We start from the raw sequence: 15008 nt of genomic DNA, 5'->3' as shown, positions 1-15008 counted from the left end.
GTGCCGGCGGCGGTGAGGAGTAGACCACCGAGCGTCCCACCCGGTCGGCCCGGACGAGACCGCCGTCACGCAGGACGCGCAGGTGCTGGGTGACGGCGCTCGGGGTGACCTCGAGCGCCTGGGCGAGCAGCGTCGGAGTGCTCGGCACGGTGAGCCGCGCGAGCACCCGGGCCCGGCCCGCGCCGATGAGCCGCGCGATCCCCGCAGGCGTCTCCTCGTGCGGTTCGAGGAAGGCCGCTCCCGCGCCCCGTGCCGGATAGCGGACGGCGGTCCGTGTGCTGCTCGCGAGCTTCACCGTCAGGGTCGACGGGCCGAAGATCGTCGGCGTGAGGACCAGCCCGCCGGGCGAGAGCCGGGCGCGGCGCCCCCGCTCCGACCCGACCCGCAGGGTCGTGCCGTCCCAGACGGCGTCGGGGTGGAGCCCGGCGAACACGGCGTCGAAGCCCCCTTGCGCGATGCGGCGGGCCTTGGTGGCGACGTCGGCCTCGAGCAGCGATCGAAGACGCGGCCAGTGCGGGCGTACGAGCGCGTCGTGCGCCCGGAGCAGCTCCTCCGCGACCAGCGGGAGCGTGGTAGCGGGATCGTCGAGAAGACGACGAGCCGGGCTCGGCAGGGTCTCGCGACCCCAGACGCGCCCGAGGCTGGCCGCGACGTCGTCCGGGCTCGTCCGGACGACGGTCGCCAGCTCGTCCTCGACGTCCGTCCAGAGCGACTCGGGGCTCGGGGTGAGGAACTCGGGATAGCTGGGGCGGCCGCCGTAGGCGAGCTGGTCGAGCAGCGGGGTCCGCACGGCGCCGGCGAGGCCGTGGCGGGCGACCCAGCGCGACCAGCCGCTCAGCGTGGACCGGTGCTCATCGCGCCGGAGGGCGCCCAGTGCCTGCCCGGTCTCGTAGAGGGTGAGATCGCGAACCGTGCGGCCGCGAGGTCTTCGATGCCGAGCGAGAGCTGCCACGACCAGTTCGTGAAGTCACGCACGTTCCCCATCATGTAGCGATCTGCTACAGGACGCCATGCCGGCGCCGCCTTCGGCGAGGCTCCACAGCATGACGCGACTCGAGACGGTCGACGACCGGACCGGATCGGACGGTCGCCTCGGCGCGCCGTTCTGGCGGCTGTGGACGGCCGGTGTCGTGAACAACCTGGGCGACGGAGCGCTCACCGTCGGCGTCGGGCTCCTCGCCGCCACGGTGACCCACGACCCGCGCCTGGTCGCCGCGGTCTCGGCCGCCTCCATGCTGCCGTGGCTCCTGGTGACGCTGCCCGCCGGGGTGCTGGTCGATCGTGTCGACCGGATCCGCACGATCCGCACCGCCCAGCTGACGCAGGCCGTGGTGATGTCCGTTCTCACGCTTCTCGTGGCGCTCCACGTCATCACCGTGCCGACGCTCGCCGTGCTCGCGTTCCTCGTCACGTCCGGCGACGTCGTCTTCAGCCTCGCGTCCCAGTCGGTGCTGCCGCAGATCGTCGACAAGCCGCAGCTGATCAAGGCGAACAGCGCGACCTACCTCGGCCAGACGATCAGCTATTCGCTGCTCGGCCAGTCGCTCGGCGGCCTCCTCTTCGCTACCGCGTCCGCGCTTCCGTTCGGGTTCGAGGCCGCCTCCTTCGTCGCCTCGGCAGCCGTCCTGGCCCGTCTTCGTCCGTCGCACCCCGGTGCGGCCCCCTCGGCGGCCGCACCGCAGTCCGAGCCCGACGGCCGGCCGTCACCGCGCCGCGGTGTGTGGTCCGACCTGCGCGAGGGCCTCCGGTGGCTGTCTCGGCACCGGCTCCTGCGGACGCTCACGCTCGTGCTGGGGCTCAACACGTTCGCGAACCAGATCGGCACGTCCGTGCTGGTCCTCTTCGCCACCCAGACGATCGGCCTGTCGCGCACGTCCTACGGCCTGATGGTCGCGGCCTCGGCGACCGGCGGCATCGTCGGTGGCCTCACGAACACCCGGATCGTGCGGCTCCTCGGCGCTCCCGCCGCGCTCGTCCTGGCCCTCGCGCTCAACGCGACCGCCTTCGCCGCCACCGGGCTCGTCGGCGCCGGGTACGCGCTCGGAGCGCTGATGGCGCTCGTGGGCTTCTCGGTCTCGATCTGGAACGTGATCTCGGTGAGCATGCGACAGACCCTCGTCCCGCACGAGCTCCTCGGCCGCGTCAACAGCGTGAACCGGCTGCTCGGCTGGGGACTCATGCCGCTCGGCGCGCTCGTCGGCGGATTCCTCGGGCACTGGTTCGGGCTGCGCGTCCCCTTCTTCGTCACGGGAGGGTTCCGCTTCGCCGTCCTCGCGGCAGCGGCACCCGTGCTGCTGCCCGCGCTCCGACGGGCCGGGGTCCGGCCGCGCGACCACGACGCGTGAGCGCGAGAGAGAGTCAGACGTCGCGACGGCGCAGCAGCGTCAGGTGCATGGCGTCCGTCCCGTGCACGTGCGGCCAGAGCTGGACGTCGAGCCGGTCCGCGAGCGGGATCGCGTCGCCAGCGACCCGGCGCACGGCCGCGGCCGCGTCGTCGCGTTCGACGTCGTCACGGCGGCGCAGCACGTCGTCCACGACCACGCGGGTCTCGGCGAGGTGCGGCGAGCACGTCACGTAAGCGACCAGGCCGCCGGGGCGGACGGCGTCGAGGGCGGAGGCGAGCAGCTCGCGCTGGAGCGCCGTGAGGTCCTGCAGGTCCGACGACGTCCGGCGCCACCGCGACTCGGGGCGGCGGCGCAGCGCACCGAGCCCCGTGCAGGGGGCGTCGAGCAGCACGCGGTCGTAGGCACCGGGCTCGGTGGCCCCGACGTCACGGCCGTCGCCCGTGCGAACCTCCGTGATGGCGTCGCGCACGGCGCGGACCGACCGCTCCACGAGCCGCGCCCGGTGCGGTGCGACCTCGTTCGCGACGACCGTCGCGCCCCGCTCGAGCGCGAGCGCGCCGAGCAGCGCGGCCTTGCCGCCCGGTCCGGCGCACAGGTCGAGCCAGCGCTCCCCCGCGCCCGTCGCGGGCGACCCGAGGTCCGCGGCGGCCAGGGCGAGGGTGACGAGCTGGCTGCCCTCGTCCTGGACGCCCACGCGCCCCTCGGCGACGCCGGGGACGGCGGCGGGGTCGCTGCCCGCCAGCACGACGGCCGTCGGCGCCCAGCGCCCGGGCGTCCCGTGCGTGTCGGTCACGACGTCGTCCGGGTCGGCGAGGCCCGGGCGCGCCACCAAGGTCACGCGGGGGCCGTGTTGTCGGCCTCGAGGAGGGCGGGCAGGTCGTCGGTCGTCAGCCCGTTGCCGACGAGCGATTCGCGCAGCGCACGCACGATCCACGCCGGGTGGCTCTGGGTCGCCGCCAGCGCGGCGGTCTCGTCGGGGGCCTCGACGCGCAGGTCTTCGAGCCACGTGTCGAGGTCGCGCTCGCCGACGCGCCGCAGCACCGCGTTGACGAACTGCGCGGCGCCGCTGCCGATGCGGTCGCGCACCAGTCCCACCGTCTCGGACACGGCCGCGTGCGGCGGGACACGCATGCCCAGGAGCTGGTGGGCGCCCAGCCGGAGCGCGTCGAGCACGGGCGGGTCGGTCTCCGTCAGCGGACGTGACGAGCAGCGCGAGAGGATCGCGTCGTACCGGCCGCGCAGGCGCAGCGTCCCGTAGGCGAGCTCGGTCGCGAAGGCCGCGTCGCGGCCCTCGATCCGGCGCTCGCGCAGCAGGGGCGGCAGGACGAGGTTCGCGTACGCGTCCGACGCGTCGACGTCGCGGAGCACGTCGAACGCGGCGGTCCGGGCCGGGTCGGCGGCCCGCCGCCGCTGTGACGGGGCCTGTGAGCTGCGGTTCCGGTCGCCGCGCAGGCGGGCCTCGCCGCGCTCGCGACCGCGCGCGTCGCGGCCCTCGTACCCGCCCCGGCGACCGCGGCCACCCTGGCCGCTCATGCGCCGGCCTCCGTCCCGAGCACGGCGTCGTCGCCGAGACGCGCCCCCGCGCCCAGTCGGCCGCAGCCATGTGCTTCTTGCCCACGGGAGCCACGTCACCCAGCTCGACGGCGTGCGTCGCCGTCCCCACGAGCACCTCGCGCTTGCCCGCCCGGACCTGCCCGGGCGCGAGGTCGGTGACATCGGGCCGGGGCCGGACGGGTCCGAGCCCGAGGCGGCCGCCGTCCGGGGCCGTGGTCCACGCGCCGGGAGCCGGGGTGCACCCCCGGACGAGGCGGTCGATCGCGAGCGCGGGCCACGACCAGGTGACCCGGGCGTCGTCGGGCGTGATCTTGGGGGCGAGGCTCACGCCGTCGGCGGGCTGCTCGACGGGGGTCGCGCTGCCGTCCTCGATCGCGTCGAGCGTCGCGAGGAGCAGGGGCGTGCACGCCGTGGCCAGGCGCCCGAGGAGGTCGCCCGACGTGTCGCGCGACCGGACCGTCTCGGTCATGGTGCCGTACACCGGCCCCTCGTCGAGGCCCGGCGTGAGCCGGAACGTGGAGACGCCCGTCACCTCGTCGCCCGCCATCACGGCACGCTGCACGGGGCGGCGCCGCGCCAGGCCGGCAGGAGCGAGAAGTGGACGTTGACCCAGCCGTGCGGGACGGCGTCCAGGACGGTCCGGGGCAGGATCTCGCCGTAGGCGACGACGACGGCGGCGTCGACGCGCAGGTCGGCCAGCACGTCGAGGAAGCCCTCGCTGCGCGGCCGCGCGGTGATCACGGGCAGGCCCGCCTCCTCGGCGCGGACGCGCACCGGGCTCGGCGTCAGCGCGCGCCCGCGACCCACGCGGGCGTCGGGACGCGTGAGCGCGGCGACCACCTCGTGGCGCGAGCCGAGGAGCGCCTCGAGCGACGGGACGGCGACGTCCGGGGTCCCGGCGAAGAGGAGGCGCATGGGCCCGATTCTACGGGTGGGCAGGGTCCCCGGTGGTCGTGTCGGCGGACACGGGCGGCGTCGGGCGGTGCAGGACGGCGCCCACGACGAGCCCGGCGAGCAGCGCCCAGAACGCCGCCCCCACGCCCCCGAGCGCGACGCCCGAGGCAGCGACGACGAACGCCACGACCGCCGGCTCGCGCGGGCCGTCCGCGACGAAGGCGCCGCGGAGAGCACCTGCGAGACTGCCGAGCAGCGCCAGGCCCGCGGCCGCCTCGACGACACCGGCGGGCGCGAGCGCGACGAGCGCGGCGAGCCAGGTCGACGCGAGAGCGAGGAACACGTAGCACCAGCCCGCGACGTGCGTCGCGAGCCACCGGCGCCGCGGGTCGGGGGACGCGTCCGGCGAGGCGGCGAGCGCTGCCGTGATGGCGGCGAGGTTGACGGCGTGCCCGCCGACGGGCGCCGCGAGCACCGTGCCGATCCCGGTCACCGTCATCGCGGAGCGCCACGGCACCCGATAGCCGAACGTCCCGAGCACCGCGACACCGGGCACGTTCTGGGACGCCATGGTCACGAGGAAGAGCGGCACGGCGAGCCCGACGACGGCCTGCCACGTCAGGTGGGGCGTGGTCCAGACGAGGTGGCCGAACGACGAGCCGGGCAGGCCGCTGTGCCGGACCTCGTCGACGACCACCAGGGCGATCGTCAGCGCCAGGGCGGCGGGTGTCGCCCACCGCGGCGCGAGGCGCAGGAGGACCAGCCAGACGAGGAGCACCGGGAGGACGAACGTGGGCCGGGTGGCGAGCGCGTGCACGGGGGCGAGGCACAAGGTCAGCAGGACGCCGGCGAGCATCGCCTGCGCGACCGGGACCGGGATCCGCCCGACGAGCCCGCCGAGCCTGGGCCATGCGGCCGTGACCAGGACCAGCAGGCCGACGAGGACGAACGCCCCCACGGCGGCCGGCCATCCGCCCGTGACCGCCCCGGTGCTCACGAGCAGGGCCGCACCCGGCGTCGACCAGGCGAGCGTGAGCGGGATGCGGTGGCGCCACGAGAGCAGGATCATCCCGATCCCTTGTGCCAGGCAGAGGGCGGCGAGCCCGGAGCCGGCCTGTGCCGGTGTCGCGCCGACAGCCCGCAACCCCGCGATCACGACGGCGAAGGAGCTGGAGAACCCGACGAGCGCGGTGACGACCCCCGCGAGGACCGGCCGGGTCCGGTCCTCGCGCATCGCCCGAGTGCGTTCCATATACGGAACGATAGTCTGAGGCGGTGGCAACGCACCAGCACCCGAACCCGAGCGACGACGTGGCGCTCCACGTGGGCCGGCGGATCCGGCAGCTCCGCGAGGCGCGGGGACTGTCGCTCTCCGCGCTCGCGGCACGGGCCGGCGTCGGGAAGGGGCTGCTGTCCGAGCTGGAGGCGGGCCGGCGCAACCCGACGCTCGCGAGCCTCTACGCGCTCGCCGGGCCGCTTCGCGTCCCGCTCGCCGACCTGCTCGGCGACGTGCCCGGAAGCGTCGTCGACGGCGAGGGCGCCCGCAGCCGCCTGCTCGACGTCCGGACGGAGGTGGACGGCACGACCGTCGAGGTCTACACGCTGGAGCACGACGCCGGCGTGTCCCGCCGCTCCCCCGCGCATGCCCCCGGCGTCGTCGAGCACCTCGTGACCACACGGGGTCGCTTCCGCGTCGTGCGCCACGCTCCGGACGGCGACGAGGTGCACGACGCACCGGTCGGGCAGCACGTCGCCTGGACCAGCGACGTCCCGCACTCCTACGCGGCGGGACCCGACGGCGCGACCGCCGTCCTGGTCATCACGACGCCGCGAGCCTGAGTCCCAGCCCGCGCAGCGCGCCACGCAGAGCGTCGGCTGTCGTGAACCGCACCGCCACGAAGCCCGACCGGGCGGCCGCGGCGACGTTCGCCGGGGCGTCGTCGACGAACACCGTGCGTGCCGGGTCGAGCCCGAACCGCTCGGCCGCGAGCTCGAAGATCGCCGGGTCCGGCTTGACCAGACCCTCCTGGCCGGAGACCAGCACGTCCGCAAGGAGGTCGATGGCGGGCGCGGCCCTCGGCCCGTGCGGGTAGGTCTCGGCGGACCAGTTCGTGAGCCCGAAGAGGCGCAGGCCCAGCGCTCCCAGCTCGCGGACGATGGCCTCGCTGCCCGGCACCGGTCCGGCAAGTGTCGCCGCGAACCGTGCGACGTACGTGTCGACGAGCGGCGCGTGCGCCGGGTGCGACGCCGCGACCTCCGCGCGGACGTCCGTCCAGGACAGGCCGGCGTCGGCGCGCCGGTTGAGGTCGGGGAAGTCGACGTCGGCGAAGAACCGCTCGACGTCGTCGCGGGACGTCACGCCACGGAAGGCCCCGTGCGGGTCCCACCGGACCAGCACGTTCCCCAGGTCGAACAGGACGGCCTCGACGGGCGGGCGGCCGCCTCCGGCGGCGGCTTCGGACGTCACACGATCTCCCTCGGGTCGAGGCGGACACGGACGTCGCCGCCCTCGCGCCGGGCGCTGCGCACGGCGAGCGACGCGGCGAGCTGGCGGGCGAGCTCTCGACCCTGCTCCCAGGGCACGCGGACGAGCACCCGGACGGGCTCGCTGCCGGGGAGGACCAAGGCGTCGTCGGAGCTCCGCCCCCCACGCGACGACGGCGCGGGTTCCAGCGTGACCGGCCCCAGGACGGCGTCGCCCGTCGCGAGGGCTACGCGCCCGACGACGGCGGACACCGCGGTCCGCTCGCCCTCCACGGACGCCATGCGCACGGCGGGCGGGAGGCCGAGCTCGGTGACCTCCTCGAGCTCGCGGGCGGCCAGCCCCACCGGGTCCCACCGCACGAGCGCCCCCGTGGGTGCGGGAGCCGCGTCGCCGACGAGCAGCACCTGGCCGCCGTCGGGAGCCCGGCGCACGAGCGAGGCGGCGGCCAGCCACCGGGCGAGCGCGTCCTGCGCGACCCCGAGGCCGCGGCCGGCGGTGCTCGCCGCGGCGTCGAGCAGGAGCGCGCACACGAAGCCGCCGGGGGCCACCGGCTCCGCGCCGGGCGTGGCGACCACGATCGCGCGGCGGGCGGGCACCGTGTCGAGGACGCCGGTCGCCGCCCCGGACACCCGGACGGTGACCCCGGGGAACGCGCGACCGAGCTCCTCGGCCGTCCGCCCCGAACCGACCGCGGTGGCGCGGAGGCCGTGGCCCCCGCACTCGGCGCACGTCCAGTCGACGGCGAGCCGCCCGCACCAACGGCACTGCGGGTCGGAACGCCCGCCCGTGAGCCCGAGCGGTCCGTGGCAGGTGGCGCAGCGGGCCGGCGTCCTGCAGCGCCCGCACGCGACCACGGGCACGTACCCGCTGCGGGGCACCTGGACGAGCACCGGCCCGGACTCGAGCGCCTGGCGGACGGCGTGCAGCGCCGGGGCGGGCAGGCGTGCCGCGGCACCCGGGCCCTCCTTCGCGAGCTCGACCGACGTGAGCGCCCGCACGCGCGGCGTCCGCTCCCGCACGACGGCGCGCGGCGCGACGACGTCCTTGGCCCACCCACGCGCCACGAGGGCCTGGGTCGCGGTGGTCCGGGCGTGCGACCCCACGACGAACGCGCACCGCTCGAGCTCCGCCCGCAGCGCGAGCACCTCGCGCGTGTGCGGGTACGGGGCGCGCGGCTCGGCGTGCGTGTCGGCGGTGTCGTCCCAGCACACGACGAGCCCGAGGTCGTGGACCGGCGCGAACGCCGCCGCGCGGGTGCCGATCGCGACCGGCACGTCGCCCCGGAGCACCGCGAGGAACTGGGCGTAGCGTGCCGACGGGCCGTCCTCGGCGGTCAGGTGTGCGACCCGTCCCCCGGTGGCGGGCACCCAGGGAGGCAGCCCGCGCGCCTCGAGCGCGCGGGACAGGCGTGCGACGTCCCGTGCGTCGGGCAGGACGACGAGCGCCCCGCGTCCGGCCCCGACCGCCACCCGGACGGCCTCCGCCAGCGCGGCGGCCCAGTGGGCGCCGGTGTCGACGAGCGGGTCGGGCCCCGGCAGCGCGGTCCAGGCGGCGCGCGGGGCACCGCCGGCCGCGAGATGGCGGAGCAGGGCGACACCACCTCGATAGGGCCGCCACTCCCCCGGCGCCTCCGCGAGCGGGGGCAGCGAGTCGGTTGTCGGGCCTGCGTGGGTGGCCTGCTCGGTGCGCGCGTGGCGCGGCGGCACCGCGAGCCGCAGGACGTCCGCGAGCGTGCCGGCGTAGCGGTCGGCCACCGCCCGGGCGAGCCGCAGGACCGCAGGCGTGAGCACCGGCTCGGGCGAGACGACCCGGCGCAGCGGGACCAGACGGTCACCGTGCTCCGACGACGCGGCCCGGTCCACGAGGAACCCGCCCACGTCCTGCGCGCCGAACCGCACCTTCACGCGGACGCCCGGCCGAGCGGTCTCGGCGGCGTCCGCGGGGACCACGTAGTCGAACGTCCGGTCCAGGTGCGCGGGCGGCAGCTCGAGCGCGACCCGGGCGACGGGGAGGTCGGCGGCGAGCGGGATGCCACCCTCGGCGGCGCGCGGACGCCGAGCCTTGCGGGGGCGCCGGCCGTCTCGAGGCCCGGCAGCGCGAGCTGCTCGGCCGGTTCTGCTCCCATGGCCCTATCCCAGCACGCCGCGCCCACCCCGGGGCGCCGCGTGCACAGGCGGGGCGGGTCGCCGGTTCAGACGGCGGCGCGCAGCGCGTCGACGCGGTCGGTGCGCTCCCACGTGAGCCCGTCGAGCTCGCGCCCGAAGTGCCCGTAGGCGGCCGTCTGCCGGTAGATCGGGCGCAGCAGGTCGAGGTCCGCGATGATCGCCGCCGGCCGCAGGTCGAACACCTCACGGATCGCGGCCTGGATGCGGTCGACCGGCACGGCCTCCGTGCCGAACGTCTCGACGTACAGGCCCACCGGGTGCGCGCGCCCGATCGCGTACGCGACCTGCACCTCGCAGCGCCGTGCGAGCCCCGCGGCCACGACGTTCTTCGCGACCCAGCGCATCGCGTACGCCGCCGACCGGTCCACCTTCGACGGGTCCTTGCCCGAGAACGCCCCGCCGCCGTGGCGCGCCATGCCGCCGTACGTGTCGACGATGATCTTGCGGCCCGTCAGCCCGGCGTCGCCCTTGGGGCCGCCGATCTCGAACTTGCCCGTCGGGTTCACGAACACCTGGCGCGGGCCTTCGAGGCTCGCGCCGTCAGGCAGCTCGAGCGCCGCGAGGACCGGCTCGATCACGCTCTCGCGCACCTGCTCGCGCAGCTCCGTCTGGATCGTCTTCTCGTCGTGCTGCGCCGAGACCACGACCGTGTCGATGCCCACGGGCCGGTCGCCGTCGTACGCGATCGTGACCTGCGTCTTGCCGTCCGGACGCAGGCCCGGGACCGTGCCGTCCTTGCGGACCGCCGCGAGCCGCTCAGCGAGCCGGTGCGCCAGGAAGACCGGCAGCGGCATGAGCGTCGCCGTGTCGTCGCACGCGTACCCGAACATGAGCCCCTGGTCGCCCGCACCCTGCACGTCGAGCGGGTCACGCGTGATCGACGGGCCCGACGAGTCGTCGCGCTCCTCCTCGGACTTGTCCACGCCCTGCGCGATGTCCGGCGACTGCTGACCGATCGACACCGACACGCCGCACGAGTCCCCGTCGAAGCCGATGTCCGACGACGTGTACCCGATCCCCCGGACGACCTCACGGACGATCTGCGGGATCTCGACGTACGCCGTCGTGGTCACCTCGCCGGCCACCTGCACGAGGCCCGTCGTCACGAGCGTCTCGACGGCCACGCGCGCTGCCGGGTCCTGCGCGAGCATCGCGTCGAGGATGGCGTCGGAGATCTGGTCGCAGACCTTGTCCGGGTGGCCCTCCGTCACCGACTCGGAGGTGAACAGGCGCATGCCGGACAGGTCGGTGCTCATGCGCGCCAGCGTACAGGCGTGGCGGCGCGGAGCACGGGGATGTCCACGGGTGAGTCCAACCTCCGAGACGGCGCGACGGGCCGCAGGTGCGTGCGTGGGCGCCCGGCGCCACGATGGACCGATGACGACACTCACCGGACAGCAGGTCGACGACGCCGCGCTCACCGGCTGGGCCAATCTCGGCGGCGTCCTCGTCACACGGTTCGCAACCCCCGACTTCGCGACCGGCCTCGCGCTCGTCGACGCCGTCGGGGCGCTCGCGGACGAGGCCAACCACCACCCCGACGTCGACCTGCGCTACACGCACGTCGACGTGGCCCTCACGAGCCATGACGCCGGCGGACTCACCGCGAGGGACGTCGACCTCGCACGCCGGGTGACCGGGGACGCGGCCACGCAGGGGCTCGCCCCCGACGACGCCGACGTGTCTCGGGTCGAGCTCGCCCTCGACTCCCCCGACCACGCGCGGGTCCTGCCCTTCTGGAGCGCGTTCCTGGCGTACGAGCCCCGGCCTGGGACGGACGACGAGGTACGCGACCCGGCGGGCGCCCAGCCGCTCGTGTGGTTCCAGCGCTCCGGGTCGGACGAGCCGCGCCAGCGCTGGCACCTCGACGTGTGGGTCCCGCCGGCGCAGGTGCAGCCGCGGATCGACGCGGCGCTCGCCGCTGGCGGTACGGTCGACGACGCCGCGGCGCCGGCGTTCTGGGTGCTCACCGACCCCGAGGGCAACCGGTCGTGCCTGTGCACCTGGCAGCACCGCGACTGACCAGACCGTGCCCACCCACGAACCCGACCGCAACGGCAGCCTCGGCGGAAAGGACCTCAGCGCGTGAGGCGCTTGACGACCGCGTCCCACACGACGTCGGCCACGAGCTCCTTGGAGCCAGAAGCGGTCTCGACCACCTCGCCGGCACCGTCGACGATGGTCACGTCGTTCTCGTCCGTGCCGAAGGCCCTGCCCCCGCCGACGGCGTTCACGACGACGAGGTCGGCGCCCTTGCGCCGAGCCTTGGCACGGCCGTGGGTCAGGACGTCCCCGTCGGCGTCGCCCGTCTCGGCTGCGAAGCCGACGACGACCTGACCGGGGCGCAGCCGCTCGGTCGCGAGCTCACGCAGGATGTCGGGGTTCTCCACGAGCTCGATGGGGGCGGGCGCCTGGCCGGCCACCTTCTTGATCTTCGCGTCGGGCACGTGGACGGGTCGGAAGTCGGCGACGGCCGCGGCCATCACGACGACGTCGGCCTCCTGCGCCGCCGACCGGACCGCGTCGCGCAGCTCGGCGGTCGAGACGACGGAGACGAACGTGCCGACGCCCGACGGCGGCTGGGCGAGGTTGGCGCCGACGAGCACGACGTCGGCGCCGCGGGCCACCGCGGCCCGTGCGAGCGCCACGCCCTGCTTGCCGCTCGACGAGTTGCCGATGAACCGGACCGGGTCGATGGCCTCGCGCGTTCCTCCGGCCGACACGACGACCCGCCGTCCGGCGAGGTCGCGCGGATGCGCGCCGCGCGAGGCGACGTCGAGCGCGACCCGGGCGATCTCGTCGGGCTCCGGGAGCCGGCCCGGGCCGCTGTCGGCACCCGTGAGCCGGCCCGACGCGGGCTCGATCACGTGGACGCCGCGGGCACGCAGCGTCGCGACGTTCGCGACCGTGGCGGGGTGCTCCCACATCTCGGTGTGCATCGCGGGCGCGAGCACCACCGGCGCGCGCGTCACCAGCAAGGTCGCGGTCAGGAGGTCGTCGGCCTGACCCGTCGCCGCGCGGGCCAGCAGGTCTGCCGTAGCGGGCGCGACGACCACGAGGTCGGCCGACTGCCCGAGAGCGACGTGCGCGACGCCCGGGACGTCGTCAAACACGTCCGTGCTGACGGGCTCACCCGACAGCGCCTCCCAGGTGGGCGCACCCACGAAGCGGAGTGCTGCCGCGGTGGGGATCACGCGGACGGCGTGGCCCGCCTCACGCAGCAGGCGCAGCAGCAGGACCGCCTTGTAGGCGGCAACCCCGCCCGCGACCCCGAGGACGACGCGCATGGCAGCTGACCCCGATCGGCTCAGGCGGTCAGAGCTGGGGCTCTGCGGCGTCGTCCGCCGCGCCCTCGACGTCCTCGCGCTCCGTCATGGTGAGCAGGCCGGCGTTGATCTCGCGCAGCGCGATCGACAGCGGCTTCTCCTGCGGACGCGTCTCGACGAGCGGGCCGACGTTCTCCAGCAGGCCCTCGTTGAGCTGGGCGTAGTACGAGTTGATCTGGCGGGCGCGACGCGCGCCGTAGATCACGAGCGCGTACTTCGAGTCCGCACGGTCGAGCAGGTCGTCGATCGGCGGGTCGGTGATGCCCTCGGGCTTGGCAACGGTTCCGGACACGGAGGCTCCAGTTCGAGAAGGTGGAAGGGGATCTACCCCATTCTACGGGGTCGGGCGCGCGAGGCGGGTCAGGCGGTGACCGCGCCCGCGGGACGGTCCAGGTCGTGCGGGGCCAGACCCATCACGGAGACCAGCTCGTCGGTGGCCCGGTGCACCTCGTCGTTGACGATCGTGTGGTCGAACTCGGGCTCGGCCGCGAGCTCCACGCGCGCGGTGCCCAGACGACGCTCACGCTCCTCCGCGTCCTCGGTGCCCCGGCCCACCAGCCGGCGCACGAGCTCGTCCCAGCTCGGCGGCGCGAGGAACACGAACCGCGCGTCGGGCATCGAAGCCCGCACCTGCCGCGCGCCCTGCAGGTCGATCTCGAGCAGGACGGGCTGCCCCACCGCGAGGCGGTCCAGCACCGGGCGCCGCGGCGTGCCGTAGCGGTGACGGCCGTGCACGACGGCCCACTCCAGCAGCTCGCCGTCCTCCGCCATGCGGTCGAACTGCTCCTCCGTGAGGAACACGTAGTGGACGCCGTCGACCTCGCCGGGCCGCGGGGGCCGCGTCGTCGCGGACACCGAGAGCCAGATCTCCGGGTACCGGGCGCGTACGTCGGCGGACACGGTGCCCTTGCCGACGGCAGTCGGACCGGCCAGGACGGTGAGTCGCGCCGGGGACGCGGCGGAGTCGGTGCGTGTGATCGTTCAGCCCTTCGAGTCGAACCTCTCGATCAGGGCCTTCGCCTGGTGCGGGCCGAGCCCGCGGACCCGGCGTGTCTCGGCGATCCCGATCTCCTCCATGATCGCACGCGCCTTGACCTTGCCGACGCCGGGCAGCGACTCGAGGAGGAGACCACCTTGAGCTTCCCGATCACGTCGTCGGTCTGCCCCTGCTGGATCACCTCGGAGAGCGAGCCCTGGGAGTACTTGAGCCGGTTCTTCACCTCGGCGCGGGCACGCCGGGCCGCCGCCGCCTTCTCGAGTGCGGCAGCGCGCTGTTCTGGGGTGAGGTTCGGGAGTGCCACGGTGGTCGCCCTTCGAGTGGTGGGGATGCCGGACGGCAACTGCACACCTCGAACGTAGCGAGGCGCCACGACCCGTGCAATCGGTCCACGCCGTGACACGCGGAACCCACAGGTGTTCCCTGACCTGCCCGGACGGTCACACGAGGCGCGCGACGAGCGCGTCACGGTCCGCGGACGCCAGCCCGCAGGCCTCCACGTACGCGTCGACGCTGCCGTGCTCGCGCGCGGCGAGGTCCCACGCGGAGAGCAGGTAGTCGTCCTCGACGGACACGAACGGCTCGAGCACGTCGGCGCCGAGACCGGGGATCGGCGGGATGCGCGCCATCATCACCTCGGCGGCGCGGGCGCTGAGGAGGTACTCCGCCAGCCGCGCGTCGTCGTCGACGCCGCACAGGTACTGCACGAGCGCGACGAGCCAGCCGGTACGGTCCTTGCCTGCCGAGCAGTGCACGACGGCGGCCCCGTCCGTGCGCGCGAGGTCCGTGAGCGCCCGGCCCACCGCGGCGCGCACGGCCCCGTCCGTGACGAACGACGCGTAGACCGCGAGCATCATCGACCGGGCCAGGTCGGCGGGGCGGTCGGCACCGAGCAGTCGCCCCACCAGCGCCTGCGTGTCGGCGCTCGGCGACCCCGGCGCGCCGGCCTCGCCGGCCGACATCGCCGCCGAGGGGTCCATGGCGCGGTGCAGGACGTCGATCCCCGGCCCGACGGCGTCGGCCCCGTCCCGCTCGACCTCGTCGACGCCTCGCAGGTCGACGACGGTCGTGACGCCGAGGGACGACAGCGCCGAGCGGCCGGCGTCGTCGAGGCGCGACAGGCTCGCGGTGCGGACCAGGACGCCCTCCCGGAGCGGCGTGCTGCTCCCCTGCGGAACCGCCCTGCCGCCGACGTCCCGCACGTTCCAGGTCCCGGAGATCTCCATCCGGCCATCCTGGCAG

Annotated in this window: 11 protein-coding genes and 4 pseudogenes; 3 read left to right on the top strand and 12 right to left on the bottom strand. The window is 75.4% G+C overall.

Annotation, left to right across the window (positions count from 1 at the left end; all coding sequences use genetic code 11):
* Nucleotides 1–61: 61 nt before the first annotated feature.
* A pseudogene (locus tag QQK45_RS17755) lies at nucleotides 62–790 on the bottom strand (DUF5937 family protein); the annotation flags it as partial.
* Between the two features lie 253 nt (nucleotides 791–1043).
* Here QQK45_RS17755 and QQK45_RS17750 point away from each other — a divergent pair.
* A complete protein-coding gene (locus tag QQK45_RS17750; protein ID WP_284294376.1) occupies nucleotides 1044–2345 on the top strand; it encodes an MFS transporter in 1302 nt (433 codons plus the stop codon).
* 13 nt (nucleotides 2346–2358) lie between these two features.
* Here the strand turns inward: QQK45_RS17750 and QQK45_RS17745 are convergent.
* The 3 genes and pseudogenes from QQK45_RS17745 to QQK45_RS17735 all read right to left on the bottom strand — a co-directional run bounded on the left by QQK45_RS17745 (nucleotide 2359) and on the right by QQK45_RS17735 (nucleotide 6045).
* A pseudogene (locus tag QQK45_RS17745) lies at nucleotides 2359–3878 on the bottom strand (RsmB/NOP family class I SAM-dependent RNA methyltransferase).
* A pseudogene (locus QQK45_RS17740) lies at nucleotides 3875–4814 on the bottom strand (methionyl-tRNA formyltransferase). Before QQK45_RS17740 ends, QQK45_RS17745 begins: the two co-directional pseudogenes overlap by 4 nt.
* 10 nt (nucleotides 4815–4824) lie before the next feature.
* The gene (locus QQK45_RS17735) at nucleotides 4825–6045 is read right to left on the bottom strand and encodes a benzoate/H(+) symporter BenE family transporter (RefSeq protein ID WP_284294375.1); all 1221 of its coding nucleotides are present in this window, start codon (nucleotides 6043–6045) and stop codon (nucleotides 4825–4827) included.
* Between the two features lie 23 nt (nucleotides 6046–6068).
* Between QQK45_RS17735 and QQK45_RS17730 the strand changes: the two genes are divergently transcribed.
* Nucleotides 6069–6632, top strand: coding sequence for a helix-turn-helix domain-containing protein (locus QQK45_RS17730; protein ID WP_284294374.1), 564 nt, complete (start codon nucleotides 6069–6071; stop codon nucleotides 6630–6632).
* Here QQK45_RS17730 and QQK45_RS17725 read toward each other — a convergent pair.
* The 3 genes from QQK45_RS17725 to metK all read right to left on the bottom strand — a co-directional run bounded on the left by QQK45_RS17725 (nucleotide 6613) and on the right by metK (nucleotide 10699).
* Entirely contained in the window at nucleotides 6613–7260 is a 648-nt protein-coding gene (locus tag QQK45_RS17725; RefSeq protein WP_284294373.1) for an HAD-IA family hydrolase, read from the bottom strand. The genes QQK45_RS17730 and QQK45_RS17725 overlap by 20 nt on opposite strands.
* Nucleotides 7257–9227 carry a primosomal protein N' family DNA-binding protein gene (locus QQK45_RS17720; protein WP_284294372.1) on the bottom strand — a complete coding sequence of 657 codons (1971 nt, stop codon included), beginning with the start codon at nucleotides 9225–9227 and terminating at the stop codon, nucleotides 7257–7259. The genes QQK45_RS17725 and QQK45_RS17720 overlap by 4 nt, the downstream gene beginning before the upstream one ends.
* 242 nt (nucleotides 9228–9469) lie before the next feature.
* Complete coding sequence (gene metK, locus QQK45_RS17715) at nucleotides 9470–10699, bottom strand: methionine adenosyltransferase (RefSeq protein WP_284294371.1); 1230 nt, start codon at nucleotides 10697–10699, stop codon at nucleotides 9470–9472.
* Nucleotides 10700–10820: 121 nt separating this feature from the next.
* Between metK and QQK45_RS17710 the strand changes: the two genes are divergently transcribed.
* On the top strand, nucleotides 10821–11465 hold the full coding sequence (locus QQK45_RS17710; RefSeq protein ID WP_284294370.1) for a 4a-hydroxytetrahydrobiopterin dehydratase: 645 nt from the start codon (nucleotides 10821–10823) through the stop codon (nucleotides 11463–11465).
* A 56-nt stretch (nucleotides 11466–11521) separates the two neighbouring features.
* Here QQK45_RS17710 and coaBC read toward each other — a convergent pair whose 3' ends face one another.
* The 5 genes and pseudogenes from coaBC to QQK45_RS17685 all read right to left on the bottom strand — a co-directional run bounded on the left by coaBC (nucleotide 11522) and on the right by QQK45_RS17685 (nucleotide 14992).
* Nucleotides 11522–12730 carry a bifunctional phosphopantothenoylcysteine decarboxylase/phosphopantothenate--cysteine ligase CoaBC gene (gene coaBC / locus QQK45_RS17705; RefSeq protein WP_284294369.1) on the bottom strand — a complete coding sequence of 403 codons (1209 nt, stop codon included), beginning with the start codon at nucleotides 12728–12730 and terminating at the stop codon, nucleotides 11522–11524.
* 28 nt (nucleotides 12731–12758) lie between these two features.
* Nucleotides 12759–13061, bottom strand: a complete 303-nt coding sequence (rpoZ, locus tag QQK45_RS17700) for a DNA-directed RNA polymerase subunit omega (RefSeq protein ID WP_284294368.1) — start codon at nucleotides 13059–13061, stop codon at nucleotides 12759–12761.
* A gap of 68 nt (nucleotides 13062–13129) precedes the next feature.
* On the bottom strand, nucleotides 13130–13747 hold the full coding sequence (gene gmk / locus QQK45_RS17695; protein WP_284295098.1) for a guanylate kinase: 618 nt from the start codon (nucleotides 13745–13747) through the stop codon (nucleotides 13130–13132).
* 3 nt (nucleotides 13748–13750) lie between these two features.
* A pseudogene (mihF, locus tag QQK45_RS17690) lies at nucleotides 13751–14070 on the bottom strand (integration host factor, actinobacterial type).
* Nucleotides 14071–14206: 136 nt separating this feature from the next.
* Nucleotides 14207–14992 (bottom strand): tyrosine-protein phosphatase, encoded by a 786-nt coding sequence (locus tag QQK45_RS17685; protein ID WP_284294367.1) that lies wholly within the window; start codon nucleotides 14990–14992, stop codon nucleotides 14207–14209.
* Nucleotides 14993–15008 lie beyond the last annotated feature (16 nt).

Origin of the sequence: Luteimicrobium album, from assembly GCF_030161555.1 — a bacterium.
Taxonomy (GTDB): Bacteria; Actinomycetota; Actinomycetes; order Actinomycetales; family Cellulomonadaceae; genus Luteimicrobium; species Luteimicrobium album.
Note: the sequence above shows the minus strand (reverse complement) of the source record. Positions and strands in the feature narration are given on the sequence as shown.